Raw genomic sequence first — 25,529 nt, forward strand, 5'->3', positions numbered from 1 at the left:
GTATAGCGCAGTCCGGTAGCGCGCCTGCTTTGGGAGCAGGATGTCGGGAGTTCGAATCCCCCTACCCCGACCATATTAAAAATCCTCGTATCGAAAGATACGGGGATTTTTTTTGCCTGCAAAAATCTGAAAAACACCGCAGGGCCAATGTGGGAGGGGGCAAGCCCCCTCCCACATTGGCCGAGCCCGACTTGGGCCCCGTTTTCAGTGCAGCTTGAGACGCGGCTCGGTCCCACGCCCAATCTTGCTCCCCAGCATCAGCATTGCCGTGCGGAAGAAGCCATACAGCGCCATCTGGTGCATCCGGTACAGCGACACATAGAACATCCGTGCCAGCCAGCCCTCCAGCATCACGCTGCCGGTGAGGTTGCCCATCAAGTTACCCACAGCAGAAAACCGCGACAGCGAGATCAGCGAGCCATAGTCGGTGTATTTGTACGAAGGCAGCTCCTTGCCTTCGATCCGCAGCTTCAACGACTTGGCCAGCAGTGATGCCTGCTGGTGAGCCGCCTGGGCGCGTGGCGGTACATTGCGGTCGGTGCCGGGTTGCGGGCAGGCGGCGCAGTCACCAAAGGCAAAGATGTTTTCGTCGCGGGTGGTCTGCAGCGTCGGCAACACCTGAAGCTGGTTGATCCGGTTGGTTTCCAGCCCGTCGATGTCCTTCAGGAACCCAGGTGCGCGGATCCCGGCAGCCCACACCTTGAGGCTGGCTGGAATGACTTGGCCGCTGCTGGTGATCAGTGCGTCGGCCGTTACTTCACTCACCGCCGAATTGGTCAGCACAGTCACGCCGAGCTTTTCCAGGGTTTTATGCACAGGGCCGCCGATGCGTTCAGGCAGGGCAGGCAGTACCCGTGGGCCGGCTTCGATCAGGGTGATGTGCATGTTTTCCGGCTTGATCCGGTCCAGGCCATAGGCGGCGAGCTCGTGGGCGGCGTTATGCAGTTCGGCGGCCAGCTCCACACCGGTAGCGCCGGCACCCACGATAGCGACGCTGATCTGCTCGACCGCATCCGTTTGCCCGGCATGGGCGCGCAGGTAGTGGTTGAGCAATTGTTGGTGAAAGCGCTCGGCCTGCTTGCGGGTATCGAGGAACAGGCAGTGTTGGGCTGCGCCTTCGGTGCCGAAATCATTGGTGGTGCTACCGACGGCGATCACCAGGCTGTCGTAACCCAGCACGCGCGCAGGTACCAGCTCACGGCCTTCTTCATCGAGGGTGGCGGCCAACTGGATTTTCTTCTGCTCACGATCAAGTCCGCTCATGCGGCCCAGTTGGAACTCGAAGTGGTTCCATTTCGCCTGGGCGACATAATTGAGTTCGTCTTCCGAAGAGTTCAGCGAGCCGGCTGCCACTTCATGCAGCAGGGGCTTCCAGATGTGGGTCAGGTTGGTGTCCACCAGCGTGATGCTGGCGGTACCGCGCTTGCCCAGAGTCTTACCCAGGCGTGTAGCCAACTCCAGGCCGCCGGCGCCGCCGCCGACGATAATAATACGATGGGTCATGGGGATATCTCGCAAGGCTAAAAGAAATCGGAGCAGTTACCTTCGCGAGCGCCAGGCAGCTCATAGCGTCAGGTAACTCAAAAGGCGGCTCAGCAGACCGAGGCCGATCACCACAACCAGCACCACGCCGAGGAGCAGCCACGGCCGGAAAGGCTTGCGCTCGACTCGGTGTTGGGACAGTTGCAGGTACTCTTCGACATGCTGTTGGTCATCGGGGTTCAGGCGGCTGGTCATAAAGGCCTCGTCAGGTAGACGTTGCAAAAGGGCGCCACGTTACAGTCCGGGGGCTCAGAGGCTGATACCCACATCGAACACTATGCTGCGACCCAGGTTGTTGCGCAAGAAATCCGGCGCATCCGGATGGGCAAACAGCACCCGTGCAAACGTCGGCCCCACCAGCGACAGCGAGCGCCAGCCCTGGCGCAGGTATTCGGTAGGCGGCGGGAAATGGCTGTTGAGGTCGAGCACTTCGCGCTTGAGGCTGCTGAAGGCAATCAAGTCCAGCTCGCCCAGGTCCATGCCGCGTTCTTTATAGTTGTGGGCTTTTTTGCGCAGCGTCGGCGCCAGGCGCAACAAAAACTCATGGGCCGGGATGCGCCGCGGCTTGGCCTCACGCCGCACCAATTGGCTCAAGGAGAAGGCGCTGCGTCGGCGCAACAGCTCATCGCGCCATTCATCATTCAGTCGCCGTCCTTCATCAAGGACGAAAAACACCTCGAAACTGGCGTCACGAAACAGGACATCCGGTGGTTCTTGACCGGCGGCATGAAATTCTTCGGCACGGTAGGGCACATTCAAGCCTTGCAGCAGGCGCTGGCAGACCCAACGCTCACGCTCCCATTTGCGGGCATTGGATAAAAACGCGTTGGCTTGTTCGGCTGCTACGGTGAGCAGGCGCAAGTAGTCTGAGTCATCCATGCTTGCAGCTTAGCGTCCAAATGATGACCGCAGGAAGTCCTGCTGCAAAAGGTCGGTGTAGACTGGCCGCTCGACTGTTACTCAAAGAATGGAGTGCCGCCGTGATCAGTGCCGCCGTGCTCGCACCGCTAACCCTTGGCGTCGGCTGGTTGTTGTTTGCACCGCTGGTGCTATGGGCTGTGTTGCGCGCGCCGTGGGTCGAACTGTTTGCCGACCGACGGCGCCAGCATCTGCTGTTTGGCACCGTGTTCGCGTTGTTCATGCTGTGGCTGGTGCGGCGTGACTTTGATACCGGCGTGTCCTACCACTTCATCGGCATGACCGCCGTGACCCTGCTGCTGGACTGGCCCCTGGCAATCGTCGGGGGCGTTGCCGCCCAGCTCGGCCTCATGCTGCTGGGGCGACAAGACCTCGCGGCGCTCGGGATCAACGGCCTGTTGCTGGTTGCGCTGCCAGTGCTGGTCACCGAAAGCTGCGCGATGCTGGTGGAGCGCGCCCAGCCACGCAATCCCTTTGTCTATATCTTCTGCTCCGGTTTTTTTGCCGCCGCCTTGTCGGCGTTGCTTTGCCTGCTGGTGGGGCTTGGGTTGCTGTGGTTCGATGGGCTTTTCGCGATGCCGGAATGGCTGGAAGATTTTGTCGGTTACCTGTGGCTGATCATCTTTCCCGAAGCCTTTATCAACGGCGTGGTCATCAGTGCCTTGGTGGTGTTTTGCCCCGAATGGCTGGAAACCTTCAACCGCACCCGCTACCTCTCGGCCCCTTGGAAGGACGACGACTCGCAGCGTTGATCCAGGTCAAATCGCGGACATGCGCGCAGGATCATGCTCTGGCAAATTTTCGGGAGCACGAATCATGAGTGTGTATGAGTGGGCACGGCAGGAGTTGCGTAGAAGCCAGGACGCGGCACAGGAAATCGGATTCGACCCAGGCTTGACCTTGCGCGCGATGCTCAGTGCGGTGGTGCAGCAGAGCAAGGGCGTACGCACCTTCGAGGACCTGGCCGACGAGCTGCAATACCTCGCAGAAAACCTCGACGACCAGCAGGTATATGCCTTTATGCGCCCTTAGTGGCGCGGCGGAAGGTCTTCGGAAAACAGCTCGTCTTCGGCGTCAGGCGCCACTGGAATCTTGTGTTCTTCAGCGGCCCAGGCGCCCAGATCGATGAGTTTGCAACGGTCCGAACAGAACGGCCGGTTGAGGTTGGTCGCTTTCCATTCCACGGGTGCGCCGCAGGTTGGGCAGTCGACGGTCAAGGGTTGGCTCATGATCGGCCTCCACGCAAAGTAAGGTAAAAGTGGTGCAGTCGCTCGACCTCGCTGTGCAGCCAGGCAAGGTCTCTGTCATTGACCAGCACATCGTCGGCATGTTTCAGGCGGTCTTCACGGGGGGACTGGGCCTTGAGGATCGCCTGCACCTGTTGCTCGCTGATGCCGTCACGCTGCAGGGTACGCTGAATCTGCAGCGCTTGCGGTACGTCGATCACCAGGATGCGCTGGGTCATGCTGTACTGGCCGGATTCAATCAGCAGCGGCGACACCAGGATCGCGTAAGGGGATTTGGCCCGCGCCAAGTGGCTGCGAATCTCCTCGCCAATCAACGGGTGCAGCAAAGCTTCTAGCCAGAGGCGTTCTTCGGGGACTTCGAAGATCCGCTTGCGCAGCGCCGCCCGGTCCAGCTGACCGTCAGGCTGCAGTACGCCCGCGCCAAAATGCTCGACGATGCGCGCCAGTGCCGGCCGGCCAGGTTCTACGACCCAACGAGCAGCATGATCGGCGTCGACCAGGTCGATACCCAGGTCGATAAAGTGTTGGGCCGCCGCGCTTTTGCCGCTGCCGATGCCGCCGGTGAGGCCAAGAATCCAGGGTGTTGCGTCAGAAGTGGTCATCTGAAACCGACAGACTGCAAATAGAAGTCGGTTATTTGACCACCCCACAGCAATGCAATCCAGCCGGCAATTGCCAGATAGGGGCCAAACGGCATTGGCGTGGACGCCTGGGTGTTGCGCAGGCGCATCAGGATCAGGCCCATGAACACGCCCACCAAGGACGACATCAGCAGCGTCATCGGCAAAATCTGCCAGCCGCCCCAGGCGCCGAGCAGCGCGAGTAGCTTGAAGTCACCGTGGCCCATGCCGTCCTTGCCAGTGACCAGTTTGAATACCCAGAACAGGGTCCACAGGCTCATGTACCCGATGACTGCGCCCCACACGGCGTCGGGCAATGTGGTCAACAATGAGAAACTGTTAACGATCAGTCCCAGCCACATCAATGGCAGGACCAGCACATCTGGCAGCAGTTGGTGGTCTGCGTCGATCAGGCTCATCGCCAGCAGCCCCCAGCTCAACAGCAGCACGGCCCCTGCCTGCCAGCCGAAGCCGAAATGCCAGGCCACCCACGCCGACATCAGGCCGCACGCCAGTTCGGTCAGCGGATAGCGCAGGCTGATCGAGCCTTGGCATTCGGCGCAGCGCCCTCGTAGCAACAGGTAGCTGAGCAGCGGGATATTTTCCCACGGACGAATCGCGTGATTGCAGTGGGGGCAGCAGGAGTTCGGGTGCATCAGGTTATACGTGGCGCCGGCAGGTTCAGCGGGCAGGCCGAGCACCTCATGGGCCTGGGCGCGCCATTCCCGCTCGAGCATCTTGGGCAGGCGCCATACCAGTACGTTGATGAAGCTTCCAACGATCAGGCCCAGCACCAGGCCCATCATCGCAAAGGCCCACGGGTGCTCGATCAACAGAAGGCTCAAAACGCGCTCCCCAATTGGAAGACCGGCAGGTACATGGCAACCACCAATGCGCCGACAACCGAGCCTAAAACCACCATCATCACCGGCTCCATCAGGCCGGTGAGGTTATCCACCAGGTCATCCACCTGCGCCTCGTAATGGCTGGCGACTTTTTCCAGCATCCGCTCCAGGGTTCCGGACTCTTCGCCAATGGCGGTCATCTGGATCGCCATGCCGGGAAACAGGCCGCTGCTGGCCATGGATTGATTCAACTGCATGCCGGTGGATACATCGCGTTGCATATGCTCGATTGCCTGTTTGAACGGTCCGGAGCCTGTGGCGCCGGCGACGGAGTCCAGCGCCTGTACCAGCGGAACGCCGGCGGCAAAGGTGGTGGACAAGGTGCGGGCGTAGCGGGCCACGGCCGATTTCGTCAGCAGTTTGCCTGCCAGGGGCGTTTTCAACAAACCGGCGTCCAGCCAGAAACGAAACCGAGGCAGCGTCCGATAGGCATGGCGCACTCCAAGGGTGACTGCCGCCAGCACCAATGCGAGCATCCACCAGGCTTGCTGCATGAACGCCGACAGGGCGATGACCCGCAATGTAAACCCAGGCAGCGTGCCATTGACCCCGTCGAACAACGTCTGGAACTGCGGCACTACGTGAATCAGCAGCAGGCTGGTCACCAGGCTGGCGACCACCAGGACCGCCAACGGATAGGTCATGGCTTTTTTGATTCGGGTGATCAGTTGCGCGCTTTTTTCCCGGTGTAGGGCTATTCGCTCCAGCAGGGTTTCCAGCTTCCCGGCCTGCTCGCCGGCAGCCACCAGGTTGCAATACAGCTCATCGAAGCAGCGCGGTTGTTTGCGCAGTGCATCGGCTAGGCTGCAGCCCGCGGCGATCTCTTGCTTCAACGTCTTCACCAGTGCTTGTGTTGCGGCGCTGTCGAAGCCCGCGCCGATGATGTCGAGTGCTTGCATTAAGGGGATGCCGGCTTCGAGCAACGTGGCCAATTGACGGGTGAGCAGGGTGATGTCCGCCGCAGTGGCCGGCCGCGTGAGACTGGGCAGCAATGGGGGTTTCTTGAGCACCTGTTCAGCGTAGATCCCTTGCTGGCGCAGTTGGGTCTTGATCAGGCCGGGGTTGGAGCCCCTTGCCTGCCCGGACACCCGTTGCCCTTTGCGGTTGATGCCTTCCCAGGCGTAGAGCGTCGTAGCGTTGTCCATGTCACGGTTCCGCAGAGGTCGTCGAAGATTTATAGCTTAGTCAGGGCAGGGCGGCGGGCAGGCCGGGGATGATGGATAAAATGTCAGAATGTGCGTCTTGCTGGCGCTGGAATGCGTGCGGATGAGTACACTGGCGCCGCTGTACAGCACGGGGCGCAGGAAGCGCCTTGATACGGGTTCTATTCTGGAGGGTGAATGTGATGCGTCAAAAAGGTTTTACCTTGATCGAGTTGTTGATCGTCGTGGCAATCATCGGCATTTTGGCCACTATCGGCCTGCCCATGTACACCACCCACCAGGCCAAGGCGAAGTTCACTGCCGGGCTTGCCGAAGTCGCGGCCTTGAAGGCCGGGTATGAGGACGTCATCAATCAGGGCACCGTACCGACCCTGCCGTTGATCGGCGGCACCAGCCCCACGGCCAACTGCAAGATCGACGTGACGGGCGATGCAGCCACCGGCGCCGGCTCCATCAGTTGCGAAATACTGGACGCGCCAGCGCCCGTGCTGGGCAAGACCATCACACTGGTCCGCAACGCCACCACGGGCTGGAAGTGCGTGACCACCGCCGAGGCTAAATATGTTGCCAAGGGCTGCGGCGCCGACGGGGCATAGCTGCTAAACCATCCACAGGGACGTAGAGGTGGCCGATGTCGTTATCCGTACAGCAGCGCGGTAGCAGTTTTCTGGTAGCAGCGGTGTGTCTGTTGGTTTTTGGCGTAAGTGCGCCGTTCAGCGGGCATGACCTGCAGCGTGTCGTGCAGATTGCCATCGGGCTGTGTGCGGTGGGGTACGGGTTGTCGATGAGCCCTGTACGGTTGGTGGATCGACCTACCGCCGTCGGCCTGGCGCTGATTGTCGTGCTGGGCCTGGTGTCTTCGGCGCTGGCCCGGCAACCCCTCTGGGCGCTCACCGAAGTGGCGGTGTTTGTCAGCTGTGGGGCCATCGCCGTGGCGTTTGCCCTGTTGCGTCGTCACGGTGGCGAGCCATTGGACCGTGCGCTCATCCTGATGGTGGTGCTGCTGTGCCTGATCAAATCGGCCCAGTACCTGTATGCCGGCACACTGGCGTTCACCAGTGGCGAGCAGGCAATGGACCCGGACCTGCTGCTGGCCGGCTTCTCCAACAAGCGTTTCTACGGCCAGTTCCAGACCTTCACCTTGCCGTTGCTGGCGCTGCCCTTGCTGCTCCCCACGCTTTCCCGGTCGCTCAAAGGCGCGGTGTTTGCGTTGCTGTGTGTCTGGTGGCTCATCGCGATCAGCGGCGGGACGCGCGGCACCTGGCTGGGCATGGGCGCCGCCGGCGCAGTATTGGCGCTGCTCGGGCCATGGGGGCGACGCTGGCTGGGATGGCAACTGGGCGCTGTGCTGGGCGGGTTGCTGCTGTACTGGCTGGCGTTCACGGTCATCGCCGGCTACCTGGGGCTCGACATTGCCAATGGCGCCAGTGATCGGCTGACCACGTCGCTCTCCGGCCGTGGCCCGATCTGGTGGCAGGCCTGGCACATGCTCGCCGAGCGGCCGCTGCTGGGCTACGGGCCGATGCATTTTGCCGACATTGCCAACAAGATTGCCGCCCATCCTCATCAGGCCGTTCTGCAATGGGCCAGCGAGTGGGGTGTGCCGTCGACGGTGTGCGTGGCGGTATTGGCGTGGCGCGCGGGTTGGGCCACCCTCGGTGAGGTGCGAGTGCCATCCGGCGAGCGCGTCAATCTGCTTCGCCTGTGCCTGTTTGCCGCGTTGATCGGTGCGCTGGTGCAGTCGATGGTCGACGGTGTCCTTGTGATGCCCAACTCGCAGGTGTGGCTGGCGTTGGTGGTGGGTTGGCTGATGGCGCTGCATGTGTGGCGATCACCGGCAACTCCTGCGTGGCCCCTGGCATGGAACCTGTGGAAAACCTTGAGTGTGCTGTCCGTTGGTCTGCTGATCTTTATCGCTGTGCGCGACGTCCCTCACATCAAGCAAGCCCAGCAGCAATACGTGCAAAGCCATGACACGCTGCTGCAACCACGTTTCTGGGCCCAGGGCGTGATTGCCCGTTGAGGGGCGCAAGTTGCCGGACGCCCGATGCGGTGCTAGCTTTAGCCCACCGCCCGTGTAGCTCAGCCGGTAGAGCAGCGCACTCGTAACGCGAAGGTCGCAGGTTCGATTCCTGTCTCGGGCAAAAAGGCAGCACCGTTTTCAGATGATCCCAGAATGGTTCTGAAGGCCAGACGAGCCGGCATCCGTGCCTGTTCTTTTGTATCTGCGCAACCTGATGTCCCAGATGCATCCCCATTCCTCGATCCAAAGAGAACACCATGACCACGACTGAAATGACCCAGGAAGTTCGGCACCAAGCAGCCCTCGAAAAATACCTCGGGGAGTCGCCGCAGCTCAAAGAAGAGATCAAGGACCTGAGTGCTGATGATCAGCGCGACCAGATTCAGTGGGCATTCGAGGACGAGGCAGAAAGCCAGGGCTACCAGCCCTGGGAGCTGACCCTCAAGTACACCTCCACTCCGGAAGAATTCGAAGCGGCACGACTGGCCTTGCACAAAGAAGCGGCGGAGGTGCTGGGTGTGGAGTGGGACGAGTATTGCGAGATGAATAACCTCGTCGTCTAACCCTGCAGGAGCCGGCTTGCCGGCTCCTGGCTGTTGGATCAGATGCTCAGTCGCATCGACAGGTCTACCGCCTTCACATCCTTGGTCATCGCACCAATGGAGATGTAGTCCACTCCGGTCTCGGCGATGGGCAGCAAGGTGCTTTCGTTGATCCCGCCGCTGGCTTCCAGCTTGGCCTTGCCGCCGTTCAGGCGCACGGCTTCACGCATATCGTCCAGGCTCAATTCATCCAGCATGATGATGTCGGCGCCCGCCGCCAGCGCTTCGCGCAGCTCGTCCAGGCTTTCCACTTCGATCTCCACCGGTTTGCCGGGCGCGATCTTGTGCGCGGCGTTAACCGCCTGGGCAATGCCACCGCAGGCTGCGATATGGTTTTCCTTGATCAGGAACGCGTCATACAAACCAATGCGGTGGTTATGGCAGCCGCCGCAGGTTACTGCGTATTTCTGCGCCAGGCGCAGGCCTGGCAGGGTCTTGCGGGTATCCAGCAGCTTGACCTGGGTACTGGCGACGAAATCCGCCAGGAACTGGGCGCGGGTCGCGACCCCAGACAGCAGTTGCAGGAAGTTCAGCGCACTGCGTTCACCACTGAGCAACGAGCGGGCCGGGCCTTCAAGGTGAAACAGCGCCTGGTTGGGTGTGACGCGGTCGCCGTCCGCCACCTGCCAATGCACGGCGACCCGGGGGTCAAGCTGGCGGAACACGGCATCGACCCAGGCGGTCCCAGCGATAACGGCGGCGTCGCGGGTGATGATCGTGGCTGTGGCCAGCCGTTCAGCCGGGATCAATTGCGCAGTGATGTCGCCGCTGCCGATGTCTTCCAGCAGTGCACGGCGCACATTGGCTTCGATTTCGGCGGTGAGGTCGGCAAGACGGAGATTCGGCATAACAGGCTCCACAAACAAAGTGGCCCGATTATAGGGGTTGTGCGCGGCTGAACCCAGCGACCTGCTCATTTACCGCCAAATGACAGAGTGGGCTGGCGCAACGGGCCCGCTTTGCAAGATAATCTCGCGCCTTGCAATTGGCGTCATAGCTTTGACGTCTTCCACAGTACCGCCGTTTCAGGAGGCCAGGATGCACAATGACGGAAAGGTGGTGCCTTTCAAAAAGGCGCATGCCACGCCATCGCCGCTCGCTCGGCTGCCGGTGGTACTGCTGCAGGTGCGTGACAGGGCGGCGCAACAGCTGCAACAAGGCCTGCAGGACCTGTTCGATAACGCCGACGACACCCTGTTCGAGATGGCCGACAAGGCCCGCAACAACCTTGATCATCATATTTTTTTCGAAGCCATGCGCGACCTGCGTCTCAAGCGCAAGAATTTCGAGCGCGTGTTCATGGAGCAACTGTTCGAGGCGTTCGCCTGCCTCGGCCAGGCGGGGCGCGGCGAGCAGCACTGGGTGCCGGTGGTTTCCTACGACGCGGCCGCGGGTTCCTCCCGGGACGAGCTGGAAAAAGCCGTGGCGCTGGAGGCCATGCTGGGGCGGGTGCAGCACCGCGACGGCGTGGCTTTGGGGCAACTCACCGCACGCCTGAGTGCGCTGTTGGGCAATCCCTTGGATGCGCGTGAAAACCCGCTGGGGCCGGCCATGCTGTGCGAGTTTTTCCTGCGGGCCGGACGCAGCCTGGGCGTGGAAATCCGCGTGAAGTTGATCATGCTCAAGCTGTTCGAAAAATACGTGCTCAGTGATGCCGATCCGTTGTACGGCGAAGCCAACCTGTTGCTGCTCGCGACCGGCGTGCTACCCGAACTCAAGGCCGTCCCGCCGCGCCGGCCCGGTGGGCGCGCAACTCGTGAAGGTGCGGATGAGGAGGCGTTGTCCAGCCCGCCCCCGGATGAAAGTGGCCAGGCAGCTTTTGTCGCCTTGCAGAGATTGCTGGCAAGCGTGCGCGGCAGCGTGGCGCCCACCCTTGAAGCCTGTTCCGAACCCCTGCCCATTGCCTCTCGCGACCTGCTGCGGCTGTTGTCTCACCTGCAGCAATATGTGCCGGACCCGGACCTGGAAGACGACTTCGACCTGCGCAACCAGCTTGAACAATTGCTCACCCGGGTCAGTGTCAAGAGCGGCAAGTCCCGTGTGGTTGAGGGCGCAGATGAAGACGTGATCAACCTGATCGCCATGCTCTTCGAATGCATCCAAAAGGATCCCAGCGTACCGGAGGCCTTCCGGGTGGTGATCGCGCGCTTGCAGATCCCGTTGCTGAAAGTGGCCTTGCTGGACAAGAGTTTTTTCAGTCACAGCGGCCACCCGGCCCGCTGTCTCTTGAATGAAATCGCGGCGGCGGCGATGGGCTGGAGCCCTCGCGATGACTATCGCCGCGACAGCCTGTACCTGCGAATCGAGCAGGTGGTGCAGCGCTTGCTCAACGAGTTCGTCGACGACGCGGCCATTTTTTCCCAGTTGCTCGCCGAGTTCGCCGCCTTTACCGCCGAGGAGCGCCAACGCAGCGAGCTGCTCGAGCAGCACACGCGAATGACCGAAGAAGGGCGCGTGCGAACCGAAGCCGCCCGCTTGCGGGTTGCCGATGTGCTGAATCGGCGGCTGATGGGCATGCGCCTGCCACCGGCCATCGTGCAGTTCGCGCATCAGGCCTGGAGCCAAGTACTGCTGCTGGCCTGCCTCAAGCACGGCGAACAGTCCGTGCAATGGCAGACCGGGCTGCGCACGCTGGATGAGCTGCTCTGGAGTGTCAGCCTCGGCGATGGCCGCGAGCAATTGCTGGAGCCCTTGCCGGGCTTGCTCAAGTCCCTGCGCGAGGGCTTGACCAGTGCCGCGTTCGACCCGTTCAGCAGCCGTGAATTCTTCGTGCGCTTGCAGGCCCTGCATGTGCAAGCGCCCCACAGCGTGGATGAGATGATCGACGTTCGCGAGCCATTCGTGTTCAGCGCCGTGCCGACTGATCCGGCCGATGACCTGCCGATCGATGACCCCGACCTGCTCAAGGCCCGCCAATTGCGCATCGGCGGCTGGGTGGCCTACCAGGACGAACAAATGGGCGCCGTGCGTTGCAAGCTCACGGCCATCATGGCACCGGCGACTGCCTACATCTTCGTCAGCCGCACGGGGCTCAAGGTCCTGGAAAAATCCGTCGGCCAGCTTGCGCGGGCGTTCAAGCGCGGCGCGCTGCATACGCTGGACGACGGCCCTTTGTTCGAGCGTGCGCTGGCGGCGGTGCTTGGCAGGCTGCGTCAACTCAATCACGCCAGATGATCGCGTCGAGGGGGTTGAACGCGGCATACTGGTCACACGTTGTCTCGATCAAGGAACCTGTATGCAGTTGGACCCCACCAGCGGTTGGTGCGAGGGCATCCGGCATTGCCCGTCGCCCAACTTCAACGAGCGCCCGACCGGCGAAATCTCACTGTTGGTGGTGCACAACATCAGCCTGCCGCCGGCACAGTTTCTCACCGGCAAGGTGCAGGAGTTTTTCCAGAATCGCCTGGATGTCACGGAACATCCCTACTTTGAAGGGATTGCCGACCTACGCGTGTCCGCGCATTTTCTGATTGAGCGCGACGGCACCGTGACGCAGTTTGTGTCCTGCATCGACCGCGCCTGGCATGCCGGCGTGTCGAACTTCGAGGGGCGTGAAACCTGCAATGACTTTTCCCTGGGCATCGAACTGGAGGGCACCGATGACGTGCCGTTCACCGACGCCCAGTACGCCTCGTTAATCGACCTGGCCCGCCAGATGCTGGCGGCTTATCCGGGGCTCACACCCCAACGGATATGTGGTCACAGTGATATCGCGCCGGGACGCAAGACCGACCCCGGCCCGGCTTTTGATTGGACGCGCTTTCGCAGCGCACTGCAGGATGGAGGGCAGGCACAATGAGTTTTCTGGTGTTGGTGCTGGCGGTCTGGATCGAGAAGTTCTCGGCCCTGCGTCGGCGGTTGCAGCGCGACGGTGGCTGGCTGCGTGAGTTGGCCAAGCTGGAAGCGAGCCCGCGCATGGGCAAGCGACCGTGGTTGATTATGGCGCTGCTGGTGCTGTTGCCGGTGGCCGTGCTGGCGTTGTTGCTGTTGGTGCTGGAGCCGGTGGCCTACGGTTTGCTGGCCCTGCCGGTGCACCTGCTGGTGCTGATCTACAGCCTGGGCCGTGGTGATCTGTTGGCCGGGCTCGGCCCATTCCGTGATGCCTGGCGCCGTGGCGACCTGCAAGCCGCCGAACATGTGGCCGAGCGCGACCTTGACCTGGGCGCCGACAGTGGCGAGCAACTGCTCGAACGCGTTCAGGGCTATTTGCTATGGCAGGCCTACCAGAGCTTTTTCGCGGTGATTTTCTGGTATTTCCTGTTGGGACCGGTAGCGGCCCTCGCGTATCGACTGCTGGCCCTGGCCAGTGAGCACAGCCAGAACCCCTTGGTGGCCGAGCGCGCCGGGCAGCTGCGGCACGCGTTCGATTGGCTACCGGTACGTCTGCTGGCGGCCAGTTTTGCCTTGGTGGGCAACTTCGTCGCGGTCAGCCGCGTGATGCTCCACGAACTGCTCAGCTGGGATATCAGCGCCGCCCAACTGATGGAAAAAGTCGGGCTGGTGGCTGCGGAAATCCCGCCGCCGGTGGTGGGCGCCGATGGCATCAACAGTCTCGACCGGCTGTGGGAACTGCTGCTGCGCGCCGCCGTGCTGTGGTACGCCGGCTTCGCCATCTGGACCGTGCTGCCGTAACCCGCGAAGGCGCTCGAAAACTGTGGGCGCTTTCTCCCACGGTTTTCTTGGCGGCGCCCTCACTGCGTTAACCTTAAGTTACAAAACTCCTTTTCAAATTGAGCTATACAGGTGATGGCTAACTGCCGCCCTGCGCCTCAATAAAAATAAAAGAAAGGGAGTTCACCTGTGAAGAGCTTGCTCTATCCTGCCGTCGCGCTGATGAACCGCCTGAGCTTCGGCATGAAGTTCAGCCTGATCAGTGTGCTGTTCCTGCTGCCAATGCTGGCAACCAACTACTATCTGGTGCGCGATTCCTGGCGGGAATTCCAGGGCACGCGTGTCGAATTGCAGAGCCTGGATCTGCTCGGCAGCAGCCTGGCCCTGCGCCGCGACCTGGAAACCCTCAACAACCAGGTTCAGATCAACGCCACCCTTGGCCAATCCGCCAAGGCCGGTGACCTGGAAACCCAGATCGCTGCCCTTGAGCAGAGCGTGCTGAACCGCCTGCAAGGCCTCACCGCCATGGCGACCGAGCCGGAACAGGTGGCCGCCTTTGACGCCAAGCGCGACGAACTGATCGCCGCGTTCAAAACCCAGCAACAGGAAACCTCGCTGCTCAGCAAAAGCGCACTGATCGCCAAGTTGCTCAACAAGGCCCAGATGCTCAGCCAGATCATCGCCAGCCAGGCAGGTTTGAGTCGCGATAGCCAAAGCGATGTGCGTCAACTCAGCGAGCTCATCACCAGCGTCACCCCCCAGGTCACCCAACTCCTGGGCGAGGGCAGGGCGATGGGCGCGTATTCCCTGGGCCAGGGCTTCCTCAATTCATCTTCCAGCACGCGTTTTGACGAACTGCTGCAACAGCTGGAAAAACTCCACGGCGAATACAGCTTGAAGTTGCACGACGCCTTGGGTTCCAGCCCGGCGGCGAACATTGCGCTCGACAGCCTGGCGAAGGCCAGCAATGCCAGCCTCAAGCAAGGCAGCGAGTTGTTCGAAGAGCAGGTGGTGATGGCCGAAACCCTCGACGCACCCTGGCAGGGGTTCTACGACAGCGTCAGCCAATTGATGGCCACCACCTATCGGCTCGACGACGCGACCCTGGCCTTTATCGGCCAGCAACTGGAGCAGCGCCTGGCGCAGAACCGCCAGCACATGGTGCTGCTGGTCTCGGCCTTGACGGCGGTGTTTCTGCTGATCTTCTATCTCTATGGCGGTTTCTATGTCTCCACACGCACGACCCTGCGCCGCTTGGGGGCGATGATGGGCAAGGTGGCCGCCGGCGACATGACCGTGCAGTTCGTCGCCCACAGCCGTGATGAACTGGGCGACCTCGGCCAGGTATTCAACGGCACCGTGGCGAAGATCCATGACTTGATCGAGCGTGTCGGGCACACCGTGAGCCAGGTCGAACTGCAGGCCGGCCAGGTGGAAACGGTCTCGGCCCACAGCAACCAGGCAGTGTCTGGCCAGCGCACCCAGATCGAGCAAGTGGCGACCGCCATGAACCAGATGTCCTCGACAGCCCAGGAAGTGGCGCGCAGTGCCGCGGCCGCGGTCAGCAGTGCCCACAGTGTCAACGATGAAACCCTCAGCGGGCGCAGCCTGGTGCAATCCCAGCAGGGCAGCATTGCGCGGTTGGCGCTGGAGATCGATCAGTCGGTGCGCGTCATCAACCAGTTGGCGACCGACAGCCAGTCCATCAGCAGCGTTTTGGAAGTGATCAAAAGCATTGCCGAGCAAACCAACCTGCTGGCGCTCAACGCTGCCATCGAGGCCGCCCGTGCCGGTGAGCAGGGCCGCGGTTTCGCCGTGGTGGCCGATGAGGTGCGCACCCTGGCGCGGCGAACCCAGCATTCCACAGAAGAAATCGAGCAGATGATCAGCCGTTTGCACGGCGGTGTCGACGCTGCGGTCAAGGCGATGGGCAGCAGCCATGAAATGGCCAATGGAACCGTGGGTCAGTCGGAAAAGGTCCAGCAGGCCCTGGAAAACATCCTGGGTGCCGTCGGCATGATCGTTGATCAGAACCAGCAGATCGCCGCCGCCGTCGAGCAACAAACCGCTGTCGCCCACGATATCGACCAGAACATCGTCGCAATCAATCGCGCCGGGGAGCACGCGGCCGAGGGCGCCCATCAGACCGAGGCCGCGAGCCGTCAGCTGTCGCTGCAGGTGATCGAGTTGAAGCGCTTGATTGGCGCCTTCCGCGTGTAGGGGGTGAGCGTAGGAATAGTTTCGGATCAGCGTGGTGTATCTCTGGATTTGCCTGAAGACGACTTCGGGTCGCATCAATGAGTCAGAATTTATTTCACTCAACTCCAGTCCAGGGAAGCACAGCGATGACCGCTGCCATCGGCGTCAAAGGGCATTGCGCCCATTGCGACATCACGTTCGAACTCAAGCCTTGGCAACTCAATGCCATCGCTATCCAGGAACCCTTCGACTGTCCCTATTGCGAGCGGGTGCTGCAGCTGGGCTGCCCCCGGCAACTGCGCCAGTTCCAGGCCTTGAGCCAATGGGCGGTGGTGCGTCCAGGCATGGTGGCACTGACCTGCGTGGTGCTGGCAGTGGCGATGGTGGCGGAATGGGTAGGGCTGATCAGTGTGATCGCTCAGTTGAACCTGTCGGTGCTGGTGCTGCTGACGCATTTCCTGGTGCTGCGTTACGTCCGTTATCGGCAGCGCATGACACTGGATCTGCAAGTGGTTTCGCCGGCCCTACCAATTGAACAACTCGCACGCATTGCGTGTGCTCGCCTCAGCCAGCCGTAGGGGGCTGATGCCCATGCGCTCGGCCAAGGCGGCGCAGATGGCCGGCAAGTGTTGCGGGCTGTTGCGCTGGCCGGGGTACATCGCGGGAGCCATGTCGGGTGAATCGGTCTCCAGCACCACCGCCTCAAGCGGCAATTGGGCCAGCACCTTGTGCATGCGCAGGGCCTGGGGCCAGGTCGCGGCGCCGCCCAGGCCGAGCTTGAAGCCCAACTTGATGTACTCGCGGGCTTCTTCCTGGCTGCCGGCAAACGCGTGGATGATGCCGCCCCGTGGCACTCGAATGCGCTTGAGGGTGGCGATCACCGCCGCGTGGCTGCGCCGCACATGCAGCAGGGCTGGCAGTTGAAAATCCACGGCCAGCTTGAGTTGGGCCTCGAACAACTCGTGTTGGCGTTGACGGTCCAGGTCTTCGAGAAAGTAGTCCAGGCCGATCTCACCCACCGCGCACAGTTGCCGATGACCGTGCAGGCGGGTCAGCCAGTCGCCCAGCTCGATCAGGTCGGCGGGCCGATGGTCATTCAGGTACACCGGATGCAGGCCAAAGGCGGCGAACAAGCCTGCGTCGGCTTGCACCAGGTCCCACAGCCGTTGCCAATTGGGCTGAGACACCCCGAGCACCACCATGCGACCCACGCCGAGGTCGCGGCTATGGGCGAGGACTTGCGCGCGGTCAGTGTCGAAGTCCGGGAAGTCGAGGTGGGTATGGGTGTCGATCAGCTCCACGCTCAGGCCTCGTGAATACGCTGCTTGAACGTACGGCCGATGGCATGCACACCCGGTTGATACTGCGGTGCTTCGATGGCCGCGAGGGCCAGCTTCAGGGCCGTGTCGGCGATCAACTGGTGTTGCTGCGCCATGGCGTTCACCGGCAGTGGCAGGAAATCCAGCAACTGGGTGTCACCAAAGGTGCCCAGGCGCAGCGGGCGCGACTTGAGCGGGAAGTCGTGCAATGCGTCAAACACGCCTTGCAACAGCACGTAGGACGTCGTCACCAGTGCGTCGGGCAAATGCCCCAATTGTTGAAGAAGCTGCTCCATCAGTTGTCGGCCACAGTCGCGGCTGAAGGACTCCGCGTGTTCGACCATCACCTCACCGCCAAACCCCTGCAAGGCTTCACGAAAACCCGCCGCCCGCGCCTGGCTGATGCTCAGCTCCGGCCGTGCGCCGATCAGTACGATCTGTTTGGGCAAGGGTTGCAGCAGGCTGGCGGTCAATTGCCGGCTGGCTTCACGGTCGTCGCTGACCACCGAGCAGAACTGTGCCGGGTCCATTACCCGGTCGATGGCAATCACCGGCAGGCCCTTGGCTTGCAGCTCGCGGTAGCTGTCATCGTCGGGCGGCAGGCAACTGGCGACGAACAGCGCATCGCAACGCCGGGCGCGGAACAGTTTGAGCAACTGGCGCTCGCTGTCGGCCTCGTCGTCGGAACTGGCGATCAGCAGTTGATAGCCACGTGCCCGTGCGCCTTGCTCCAACAGCTTGGCGATGCGTGCGTAACTGGGGTTTTCCAGGTCGGGCAGGATAAACCCCAAGGTGCGCGTGTGCCGGCTGCGCAGCCCGGCGGCCTGGGGATTGGGCGTAAAACCATGGGCTTCAACGACCGCTCGCACCCGTTCGACGGTGGCGTTGCTGATGCGTTGTTGTTCGGCCTTGCCGTTGATGACGTAGCTGGCGGTGGTTACGGACACACCGGCCAGACGTGCGATATCACTGAGTTTCAAACCGGGATTTCCTTGTTGTTTGGAGCTCGCCCCGACATTTTGTCCAATCGTAACCGATTCCTGCACACGACCAATGTCCAAGCTCAAGCGCCGAGTGGTTCTTCAACGTTGCACAATTAACGCGTAATCTGCCATAAATTCTAGATTAAACGTTTCAGCAGGCGTATTTTTACGACTTTCGCTGCCGAGTGGTTACTGCCAATTGACTACTCAGTCAGTTATTCCGAATCGCCATTACACTGTTTATTCAAAACAATACCTAGTGCGTCATTCGCACTAACTAGGAGAACGGCATGCTTGAGCTCACTGTAGAGCAGATTTCCATGGGCCAGGTGGCTGTGGATAAATCTGCTGCCTTGCACCTGCTCGCTGAAAAACTGGTGGCCGATGGCCTGGTCGCCGAGGGTTACCTCAGTGGCTTGCAAGCCCGTGAAGCCCAAGGCTCGACCTTCCTCGGCCAAGGTATTGCCATCCCCCACGGCACCCCCGAAACCCGCGACCAAGTGTTTTCCACCGGCGTGCGCCTGTTGCAGTTCCCCGAAGGGGTGGACTGGGGCGACGGTCAGATCGTCTACCTGGCGATCGGCATCGCGGCCAAATCCGACGAACACCTGCGCCTGCTGCAACTGCTCACCCGCGCCCTCGGTGAAACCGACCTCGGCCAGGCCCTGCGCCGCGCCGGCACGGCCGAAGCCTTGCTGAAACTGCTGCAAGGCGCGCCGCAGGAACTGGCGCTGGATGCACAGATGATCAGCCTTGGCGTGTCCGCCGACGATTTCGAAGAGCTGGTGTGGCGCGGCGCCCGCCTGTTGCGCCAGGCCGACTGCGTGAGCAATGGCTTCGCTGCCGTGCTGCAGCAGGTTGATGCGCTGCCCCTGGGCGATGGCCTGTGGTGGCTGCACAGCGAGCAAACCGTCAAGCGCCCGGGCCTGGCATTCGTCACACCGGACAAACCCATGCGTTACCTCGGCCAGCCGCTCAATGGCCTGTTCTGCCTGGCCAGCCTCGGTGAAGCCCACCAGGCCTTGCTTGAACGCCTGTGCGCGTTGCTGATCGAAGGCCGTGGCCAGGAACTCGGTCGCGCCACCAGCAGCCGCGCGGTGCTGGAAGTGCTCGGCGGCGAGCTGCCGCCCGACTGGCCGAATGCCCGCATCACCCTCGCCAACGCCCACGGCCTGCATGCGCGCCCGGCGAAGATCCTCGCGCAATTGGCAAAAAGTTTTGACGGCGATATCCGCGTGCGCATTGTCGACGGCCCGGTGGGCGCGGTGTCGGTGAAAAGCCTGAGTAAACTGCTGAGCCTCGGCGCGCGTCGCGGCCAGGTGCTGGAGTTTGTGGCCGAGCCGACGATTGCGGGCGATGCACTGCCCGCGTTGTTGGCGGCTGTGGAAGAAGGCCTTGGCGAAGAGGTCGAGCCGTTGCCGACGGTCAGCACCCAACCGACCCCGGTTGAGCGCGAGCCGGTCATCAGCGCGCCACCGTCCGGCAGCCAGCTCCAGGCCATCGCTGCGGCACCGGGCATCGCCATCGGCCCGGCCCATATTCAGGTTCAGCAGACCTTCGACTACCCGCTGCGCGGCGAGTCCGCCGCCATCGAACGCCAGCGCCTGCAAGACGCCCTCGCCGAAGTGCGCCGTGATATCCACGGCCTGATCGAACGCAGCCAGGCCAAGGCGATCCGCGAGATTTTCATCACCCACCAGGAAATGCTCGACGACCCGGAACTCACCGACGAAGTCGACACCCGCCTCAAGCAGGGCGAGAGCGCCGAGGCGGCGTGGATGAGCGTCATCGAAGCCGCCGCCAAGCAGCAGGAATCGTTGCAGGACGCCCTGCTCGCCGAGCGTGCCGCCGACCTGCGTGACATTGGCCGCCGCGTGCTGGCGCAACTGTGCGGTGTTGAAACCGCCCAAGAGCCGAGCGAGCCTTACATTCTGGTGATGGACGAGGTTGGCCCGTCGGACGTTGCGCGTCTGGACCCGACCCGTGTTGCTGGCATCCTCACTGCCCGTGGCGGTGCGACGGCCCACAGCGCCATCGTCGCGCGTGCCCTCGGCATCCCCGCGCTGGTTGGCGCTGGCGCGGCGGTATTGCTGCTGACGTCGGGTACGCCGCTGCTGCTGGATGGCCAGCGCGGTCGCCTGCACGTGGACCCCGACGGCGCCACCCTGCAGCGTGCCACCGTCGAGCGCGACACCCGCGAGCAACGCCTGCAGGCCGCTTCGGCCCAGCGCCACGAACCGGCGCTGACCCGCGACGGTCACGCGGTGGAAGTGTTCGCCAACATCGGCGAGAGCGCCGGGGTGGCCAGCGCGGTGGAGCAGGGCGCCGAAGGCATTGGCCTGCTGCGTACCGAGCTGATTTTCATGGCCCACCCGCAAGCGCCGGACGAAGCCACCCAGGAAGCCGAGTACCGCCGCGTGCTCGACGGCCTCGGTGGGCGCCCGCTGGTGGTACGCACCCTCGACGTGGGCGGCGACAAGCCGTTGCCGTACTGGCCGATTGCAGAGGAAGAAAACCCCTTCCTCGGTGTGCGCGGCATTCGCCTGACCCTGCAACGCCCGCAGATCATGGAAGCGCAGTTGCGTGCGCTGCTGCGCTCGGCGGATAACCGTCCGCTGCGCATCATGTTCCCCATGGTGGGCAGCGTCGATGAGTGGCGCGCCGCCCGCGACATGACCGAGCGCCTGCGCCTGGAAATCCCGGTGGCCGACTTGCAACTGGGCATCATGATCGAAGTGCCGTCCGCCGCCCTGCTCGCGCCGGTGCTGGCCAAGGAGGTCGACTTCTTCAGTGTCGGCACCAACGACCTGACGCAGTACACCCTGGCCATCGACCGTGGCCACCCGACCCTGTCAGCGCAGGCCGATGGCCTGCACCCGGCGGTGCTGCAATTGATCGACATCACCGTGCGCGCCGCCCATGCCCATGGCAAATGGGTCGGTGTGTGCGGCGAGCTGGCGGCCGACCCACTGGCCGTGCCCGTGCTGGTCGGCCTGGGAGTGGATGAGTTGAGCGTGTCGGCCCGCAGCATTCCCGAAGTGAAGGCGCGAGTGCGCGAATTCAGTCTGAGCCAGGCCCGGGACCTGGCGCAACACGCACTGGCGGTGGGCTCGCCCGCCGACGTGCGCGCCCTTGTGGAGGCCGTGTAAATGGCAAGGATTCTGACCCTGACGCTGAACCCTGCGTTGGACGTGACGGTATGCATGGCGCGTCTGGAACCGGGCGCAGTCAACCGCAGTGAAAATGTGCTGACCCACGCTGCCGGCAAGGGCGTGAATGTGGCGCAGGTGTTGGCTGATCTGGGGCATCAGGTGAGTGTTGGCGGTTTTCTCGGTGCGGAAAATCCGCAGGCGTTCAACGCCCTGATCGACCGCCGTAGTTTTGGCGATGCGTTTATCCGTGTGGCGGGTGAAACCCGCAGCAATATCAAGATTGCCGAACAGGATGGGCGGGTCACCGACATCAATGCCCCGGGGCCGTTTGTGGATGAGCGGGCGCAACAAGAACTGCTCGAGATGGTCGCGATCGTCGGCCCTGAATTCGACGCGGTGGTCGTCGCCGGCAGTCTGCCGCGCGGTGTCAGCCCGCAGTGGTTTCAAGGCTTGCTGGAAAAACTGAAAAGCCTCGGTTTGAAAGTCGCCCTGGACACCAGCGGCGAAGCCCTGCGCGCCGGCCTGAAGGCCGGCCCGTGGCTGGTCAAACCCAATACCGAAGAACTGGCCGATGCCCTGGGTAATGCCCCGGACGCAATCAGCCAGCTTCATCGACAAGGCGTTGAACATGTGGTGGTGTCCGACGGCGCTGCCGGGGTGAATTGGTACCGCGCGGGTGCCGCGCTGCATGCCACGCCGCCCAAGGTGACAGTCGCCAGTACCGTGGGCGCGGGCGACTCGTTGCTGGCCGGCATGCTTCACGGATTGCTCAGTGGCGACACACCCGAGCAGACCCTGCGCCGTGCCACTGCAATTGCCGCGATGGCGGTGACGCAGATCGGTTTTGGCATCAGCGATGACGCGCAGTTGGCGCGTCTCGAAAGCGGCGTCGCAGTGCGCGCGCTGACAGAACAATAAGAGGGTTTGTGATGAAGTTAGCCATTGTTACTGCCTGCCCGAACGGGATGGTCACCAGTGTGCTGTGCGCCCGCTTGTTGGACGCCGCCGCGCAACGCCAGGGCTGGAGCACCAGCGTCGAAGTGGTCGACGTGCAGCGCCCGGAGCGTCAGCTGTCCCAGGCCACTATCGATGCGGCCGAATGGGTGTTGCTGGTCAGCAGCACCCCGGTGGATATGCAGCGCTTTGTCGGCAAACGTGTGTTCCAGAGCACCCCGGCGTTGGCGCTGGCGGATGTGGAAGCCGTGTTGCGCCGTGGCGCCGAAGAGGCCCAGGTGTGGGTTGCATCTGAGCAGGCCGCGAAGAATGCGCCGCGCATCGTCGCTGTCACCGCGTGCCCGACCGGCGTGGCCCATACCTTCATGGCCGCCGAGGCGTTGCAGCAAACCGCCAAGCGCCTGGGCTACGACCTGCAAGTCGAGACGCAGGGCTCGGTGGGGGCGCGTACGCCATTGAGTCCGCAGGCGATTGCCGAGGCCGACGTGGTGCTGCTGGCGGCGGATATCGAGGTCGCGACCGAGCGCTTTGCTGGCAAGAAGATTTATCGCTGTGGCACCGGCATTGCCCTCAAGCAATCCGAAGCCACCTTGAACAAGGCCCTGGCCGAAGGCGTGGTGGAAAGCACCGGCAGCGTGGCAGTGGCCAAGTCGGAAAAGACCGGCGTGTACAAACACCTGCTCACTGGCGTGTCGTTCATGTTGCCGATGGTGGTGGCGGGCGGGTTGTTGATCGCCTTGTCGTTTGTGTTCGGCATCCAGGCGTTTGAACAGCCGGGGACCCTCGCGGCGGCGCTGAAATCGGTTGGCGACCAGGCCTTCATGTTGATGGTGCCGTTGCTCGCCGGCTACATCGCCTACTCCATTGCCGACCGCCCCGCGCTGGCGCCAGGGATGATCGGCGGGTTGCTGGCGACGACCCTGGGCGCAGGCTTCATCGGCGGGATCTTCGCCGGTTTCCTCGCCGGGTATTGCGTCAAGTTGATCACCCGTGGCGTGCGCTTGCCACAGAGCCTGGATGCGCTCAAGCCGATCCTGATCATCCCGTTGCTGGCGAGCCTGTTCACTGGCCTGGCGATGATCTACCTGGTGGGGCCACCGGTGGCGCGCATGCTGGTGGGCCTGACCGACTTCCTCAGCACCATGGGCACCACCAACGCGGTGCTGCTGGGCATCTTGTTGGGCGGCATGATGTGCGTCGATCTGGGCGGGCCAATCAACAAGGCGGCCTACGCGTTCTCGGTCGGCCTGCTGGCGGCCCACAGCGGCGCACCGATGGCGGCGACGATGGCGGCCGGCATGGTGCCGCCAATCGGCATGGGCATCGCGACCTTCCTGGCACGCCGCAAGTTTGCCCAGACCGAACGCGAGGCGGGCAAGGCCGCGATGATCCTGGGCATGTGCTTTATCTCCGAAGGCGCGATCCCGTTTGCCGCCAAGGACCCGCTGCGGGTGATCCCGTCCAGCGTGGTAGGCGGCGCGTTGACCGGCGCGTTGTCGATGTACTTCGGCTGCAAACTGGCCGCGCCCCACGGCGGGTTGTTTGTGTTGGTGATTCCGAATGCGATGAACCATGCGCTGCTGTACTTGCTGGCGATTGTTGCCGGTAGTGTGCTGACCGGCCTGGTGTATGCGCTGATCAAGCGCCCGGAAGCGGTCGAGCTGACTGTCGCACCGGTGTCATAACTCCATGCTTTAGTGGCCCTTTTGATACTCAAGAGGGCACCTGCATGAGCCACTTCGATCTCGGCCGTCGCCGCGTGATGCAAGCCGTCGGCGCCGGGTTGTTGCTACCGGGGCTGGCACCGGCGGTGATCGCGTCGGTCAAGGATCGGCCGCAACTCACCGATGGCGTGCAGTCCGGCGACCTGCTGGGCGACCGCGCCATGGTCTGGAGCCGTGCCGACCGACCGGCGCGGATGGTGGTGGAGTGGGACACCCGCAGCGTATTCAGTAACCCGCGCAAACTCGTCTCCGCCCTGGCTGACAGCCGCACCGACTTTACCGCCCGCGTCGACCTCACCGGGCTGCCCGCCGACCAGGCGATTTTTTACCGCGTGCTCTTCGAAGACGCCCAGACTGGCGTCGCCAGCGAACCCTGGTTCGGCCACCTGCGCAGTGCCCCGCAACAGCGTCGCGATATCCGTTTTGTGTGGAGCGGCGACACCGTCGGCCAGGGCTTCGGCATCAACCCCGACATCGGCGGCATGCGCATCTACGAAGCCATGCGTTTGCGCCTGCCAGACTTCTTTATCCACAGCGGCGACACCATCTACGCCGACGGCCCGGTACCCGCGCAGTTGACCACCGAAGGCGGTCGCATCTGGCGCAACATCACCACCGAAGCCAAGAGCAAAGTCGCCGAAACCCTCGATGAATATCGTGGCAACTACCGCTACAACCTGCTGGACGAAAACGTGCGCCGCTTCAATGCCGAGGTGCCGCAGATCTGGCAGTGGGACGACCACGAGGTGGTGAACAACTGGTCGCCGAGCAAGCAACTGGACGAGCGCTACCAGACCAAGGACATCAACACCCTGGTGGGCCGCGCTCGCCAGGCCTGGCTGGAATATTCGCCCATGCGCCGACAAGCCGCCGATGGTGGCGGGCGCATCTATCGCAAGCTCAGCTATGGCCCGCTGCTGGATGTGTTCGTGCTGGACATGCGCAGCTATCGCGGACCGAATGACGACAATCTGGGTGGCGAAAAGCCCTTCCTCGGTCGTGAGCAACTGGACTGGCTCAAGCGTGAACTCAAGGGCTCCCAGGCGCAGTGGAAAGTCATCGCCGCCGACATGCCCATCGGCCTTGGCGTACCCGACGGCGAAGTCAGCCCCGGCGTGGCGCGTTGGGAGGCCATCGCCAACAACGATCCGGGTGCGCCCCAGGGCCGTGAAGTGGAAATCGCCGAGCTGCTGGGATTCCTGAGGGCGCAGAAGGTACGCAACCACCTGTGGCTGACCGCCGATGTGCACTACTGCGCGGCGCATCACTACCACCCGGATCGTGCGGCATTCCAGGATTTCGAGCCGTTCTGGGAGTTTGTTGCCGGGCCTTTGAATGCGGGGAGTTTCGGGCCCAATCCGCTGGATAAAACCTTTGGGCCCGAGGTGGTGTTCGAGAAGGCGCCTGCGGCGCAGAACACCTCGCCATTTGCCGGTTTTCAGTTTTTTGGCGAGGTGAATATCGATGGGCAGACGGCGGAGTTGACGGTGACGTTGCGGGATCTGGATGGTGTCTCGGTGTTCCAGCAAAAACTCCAGCCGACTTAACCTGAAAGGCAGTCAAACCA

At 62.7% G+C, this 25,529-nt stretch carries 24 protein-coding genes, 1 tRNA gene and 1 pseudogene; 16 read left to right on the forward strand and 10 right to left on the reverse strand.

Translation table 11 applies throughout. The annotated features are described in order from the left end of the window. Nucleotides 1-204 precede the first annotated feature (204 nt). Genes CQ041_RS00010 through CQ041_RS00020 form a run of 3 tightly spaced genes read right to left on the reverse strand, consistent with a single transcriptional unit; the run spans nucleotide 205 to nucleotide 2,421 of the window. Nucleotides 205-1,503, reverse strand: a complete 1,299-nt coding sequence (locus tag CQ041_RS00010; protein ID WP_105520962.1) for an NAD(P)/FAD-dependent oxidoreductase — start codon at nucleotides 1,501-1,503, stop codon at nucleotides 205-207. Between the two features lie 60 nt (nucleotides 1,504-1,563). Further along, nucleotides 1,564-1,737 (reverse strand): DUF3094 family protein, encoded by a 174-nt coding sequence (locus tag CQ041_RS00015; protein WP_044286631.1) that lies wholly within the window; start codon nucleotides 1,735-1,737, stop codon nucleotides 1,564-1,566. A gap of 54 nt (nucleotides 1,738-1,791) precedes the next feature. After that, entirely contained in the window at nucleotides 1,792-2,421 is a 630-nt protein-coding gene (locus tag CQ041_RS00020) for a DUF1780 domain-containing protein (RefSeq protein ID WP_105520961.1), read from the reverse strand. Between the two features lie 101 nt (nucleotides 2,422-2,522). On the opposite strand from CQ041_RS00020, the gene CQ041_RS00025 reads away from it, so the two are divergent. Together CQ041_RS00025 and CQ041_RS00030 are read left to right on the forward strand one after the other, a co-directional pair. Then, nucleotides 2,523-3,212, forward strand: coding sequence for an energy-coupling factor ABC transporter permease (locus CQ041_RS00025; protein WP_105520960.1), 690 nt, complete (start codon nucleotides 2,523-2,525; stop codon nucleotides 3,210-3,212). A 64-nt stretch (nucleotides 3,213-3,276) separates the two neighbouring features. Continuing rightward, nucleotides 3,277-3,492, forward strand: coding sequence for a hypothetical protein (locus CQ041_RS00030; RefSeq protein WP_105520959.1), 216 nt, complete (start codon nucleotides 3,277-3,279; stop codon nucleotides 3,490-3,492). Here CQ041_RS00030 and yacG read toward each other — a convergent pair. Genes yacG through CQ041_RS00050 form a run of 4 tightly spaced genes read right to left on the reverse strand, consistent with a single transcriptional unit; the run spans nucleotide 3,489 to nucleotide 6,377 of the window. Next, nucleotides 3,489-3,689, reverse strand: a complete 201-nt coding sequence (yacG, locus tag CQ041_RS00035) for a DNA gyrase inhibitor YacG (protein WP_003188437.1) — start codon at nucleotides 3,687-3,689, stop codon at nucleotides 3,489-3,491. The genes CQ041_RS00030 and yacG overlap by 4 nt on opposite strands. Further along, nucleotides 3,686-4,309, reverse strand: coding sequence for a dephospho-CoA kinase (gene coaE, locus CQ041_RS00040; protein WP_105520958.1), 624 nt, complete (start codon nucleotides 4,307-4,309; stop codon nucleotides 3,686-3,688). The genes yacG and coaE overlap by 4 nt, the downstream gene beginning before the upstream one ends. Further along, entirely contained in the window at nucleotides 4,306-5,172 is an 867-nt protein-coding gene (locus CQ041_RS00045; RefSeq protein WP_105520957.1) for an A24 family peptidase, read from the reverse strand. The genes coaE and CQ041_RS00045 overlap by 4 nt, the downstream gene beginning before the upstream one ends. Next, nucleotides 5,169-6,377, reverse strand: coding sequence for a type II secretion system F family protein (locus CQ041_RS00050; RefSeq protein WP_105520956.1), 1,209 nt, complete (start codon nucleotides 6,375-6,377; stop codon nucleotides 5,169-5,171). The genes CQ041_RS00045 and CQ041_RS00050 overlap by 4 nt, the downstream gene beginning before the upstream one ends. A gap of 200 nt (nucleotides 6,378-6,577) precedes the next feature. On the opposite strand from CQ041_RS00050, the gene CQ041_RS00055 reads away from it, so the two are divergent. From CQ041_RS00055 to CQ041_RS00070, 4 genes are all read left to right on the forward strand, one after another. Next, complete coding sequence (locus tag CQ041_RS00055; RefSeq protein ID WP_105520955.1) at nucleotides 6,578-6,991, forward strand: pilin; 414 nt, start codon at nucleotides 6,578-6,580, stop codon at nucleotides 6,989-6,991. A 35-nt stretch (nucleotides 6,992-7,026) separates the two neighbouring features. Further along, nucleotides 7,027-8,418 carry an O-antigen ligase gene (locus CQ041_RS00060; protein ID WP_105520954.1) on the forward strand — a complete coding sequence of 464 codons (1,392 nt, stop codon included), beginning with the start codon at nucleotides 7,027-7,029 and terminating at the stop codon, nucleotides 8,416-8,418. Between the two features lie 48 nt (nucleotides 8,419-8,466). After that, a tRNA-Thr gene (locus CQ041_RS00065) sits at nucleotides 8,467-8,539 on the forward strand. A 136-nt stretch (nucleotides 8,540-8,675) separates the two neighbouring features. After that, nucleotides 8,676-8,981, forward strand: a complete 306-nt coding sequence (locus CQ041_RS00070; protein WP_105520953.1) for a DUF6388 family protein — start codon at nucleotides 8,676-8,678, stop codon at nucleotides 8,979-8,981. A 38-nt stretch (nucleotides 8,982-9,019) separates the two neighbouring features. Here CQ041_RS00070 and nadC read toward each other — a convergent pair whose 3' ends face one another. Next, nucleotides 9,020-9,868, reverse strand: coding sequence for a carboxylating nicotinate-nucleotide diphosphorylase (nadC, locus tag CQ041_RS00075; RefSeq protein WP_105520952.1), 849 nt, complete (start codon nucleotides 9,866-9,868; stop codon nucleotides 9,020-9,022). 190 nt (nucleotides 9,869-10,058) lie between these two features. Here nadC and CQ041_RS00080 point away from each other — a divergent pair, with 190 nt between their 5' ends. The 6 genes and pseudogenes from CQ041_RS00080 to CQ041_RS00100 all read left to right on the forward strand — a co-directional run bounded on the left by CQ041_RS00080 (nucleotide 10,059) and on the right by CQ041_RS00100 (nucleotide 16,408). Then, nucleotides 10,059-12,194 carry a DUF1631 domain-containing protein gene (locus tag CQ041_RS00080; RefSeq protein ID WP_105520951.1) on the forward strand — a complete coding sequence of 712 codons (2,136 nt, stop codon included), beginning with the start codon at nucleotides 10,059-10,061 and terminating at the stop codon, nucleotides 12,192-12,194. Between the two features lie 61 nt (nucleotides 12,195-12,255). After that, a complete protein-coding gene (gene ampD, locus CQ041_RS00085) occupies nucleotides 12,256-12,819 on the forward strand; it encodes a 1,6-anhydro-N-acetylmuramyl-L-alanine amidase AmpD (protein WP_105520950.1) in 564 nt (187 codons plus the stop codon). Then, a complete protein-coding gene (gene ampE / locus CQ041_RS00090) occupies nucleotides 12,816-13,652 on the forward strand; it encodes a regulatory signaling modulator protein AmpE (protein ID WP_105520949.1) in 837 nt (278 codons plus the stop codon). The genes ampD and ampE overlap by 4 nt, the downstream gene beginning before the upstream one ends. 1,137 nt (nucleotides 13,653-14,789) lie before the next feature. Next, a pseudogene (locus tag CQ041_RS26705) lies at nucleotides 14,790-14,993 on the forward strand (HAMP domain-containing protein); the annotation flags it as partial. A 153-nt stretch (nucleotides 14,994-15,146) separates the two neighbouring features. After that, nucleotides 15,147-15,851, forward strand: a complete 705-nt coding sequence (locus tag CQ041_RS26710) for a methyl-accepting chemotaxis protein (protein ID WP_371922999.1) — start codon at nucleotides 15,147-15,149, stop codon at nucleotides 15,849-15,851. Between the two features lie 125 nt (nucleotides 15,852-15,976). Further along, nucleotides 15,977-16,408, forward strand: a complete 432-nt coding sequence (locus CQ041_RS00100) for a hypothetical protein (protein WP_105520947.1) — start codon at nucleotides 15,977-15,979, stop codon at nucleotides 16,406-16,408. Here CQ041_RS00100 and CQ041_RS00105 read toward each other — a convergent pair. Together CQ041_RS00105 and cra are read right to left on the reverse strand one after the other, a co-directional pair. Continuing rightward, complete coding sequence (locus tag CQ041_RS00105; RefSeq protein WP_105520946.1) at nucleotides 16,355-17,131, reverse strand: TatD family hydrolase; 777 nt, start codon at nucleotides 17,129-17,131, stop codon at nucleotides 16,355-16,357. The genes CQ041_RS00100 and CQ041_RS00105 overlap by 54 nt on opposite strands. Before the next feature lie 2 nt (nucleotides 17,132-17,133). After that, complete coding sequence (gene cra, locus CQ041_RS00110) at nucleotides 17,134-18,129, reverse strand: catabolite repressor/activator (protein ID WP_105520945.1); 996 nt, start codon at nucleotides 18,127-18,129, stop codon at nucleotides 17,134-17,136. 293 nt (nucleotides 18,130-18,422) lie between these two features. Between cra and ptsP the strand changes: the two genes are divergently transcribed. Genes ptsP through CQ041_RS00130 form a run of 4 tightly spaced genes read left to right on the forward strand, consistent with a single transcriptional unit; the run spans nucleotide 18,423 to nucleotide 25,509 of the window. Beyond that, nucleotides 18,423-21,281 (forward strand): phosphoenolpyruvate--protein phosphotransferase, encoded by a 2,859-nt coding sequence (ptsP, locus tag CQ041_RS00115; RefSeq protein WP_105520944.1) that lies wholly within the window; start codon nucleotides 18,423-18,425, stop codon nucleotides 21,279-21,281. Beyond that, the gene (pfkB, locus tag CQ041_RS00120) at nucleotides 21,282-22,202 is read left to right on the forward strand and encodes a 1-phosphofructokinase (protein ID WP_105520943.1); all 921 of its coding nucleotides are present in this window, start codon (nucleotides 21,282-21,284) and stop codon (nucleotides 22,200-22,202) included. A gap of 11 nt (nucleotides 22,203-22,213) precedes the next feature. Then, a complete protein-coding gene (locus tag CQ041_RS00125) occupies nucleotides 22,214-23,923 on the forward strand; it encodes a PTS fructose-like transporter subunit IIB (RefSeq protein ID WP_105520942.1) in 1,710 nt (569 codons plus the stop codon). A 44-nt stretch (nucleotides 23,924-23,967) separates the two neighbouring features. After that, nucleotides 23,968-25,509 carry an alkaline phosphatase gene (locus CQ041_RS00130; RefSeq protein WP_105520941.1) on the forward strand — a complete coding sequence of 514 codons (1,542 nt, stop codon included), beginning with the start codon at nucleotides 23,968-23,970 and terminating at the stop codon, nucleotides 25,507-25,509. The last annotated feature ends 20 nt before the right edge of the window (nucleotides 25,510-25,529 follow it).

The organism is Pseudomonas sp. MYb60 (genome assembly GCF_002979555.1).
Lineage (GTDB): Bacteria > Pseudomonadota > Gammaproteobacteria > Pseudomonadales > Pseudomonadaceae > Aquipseudomonas.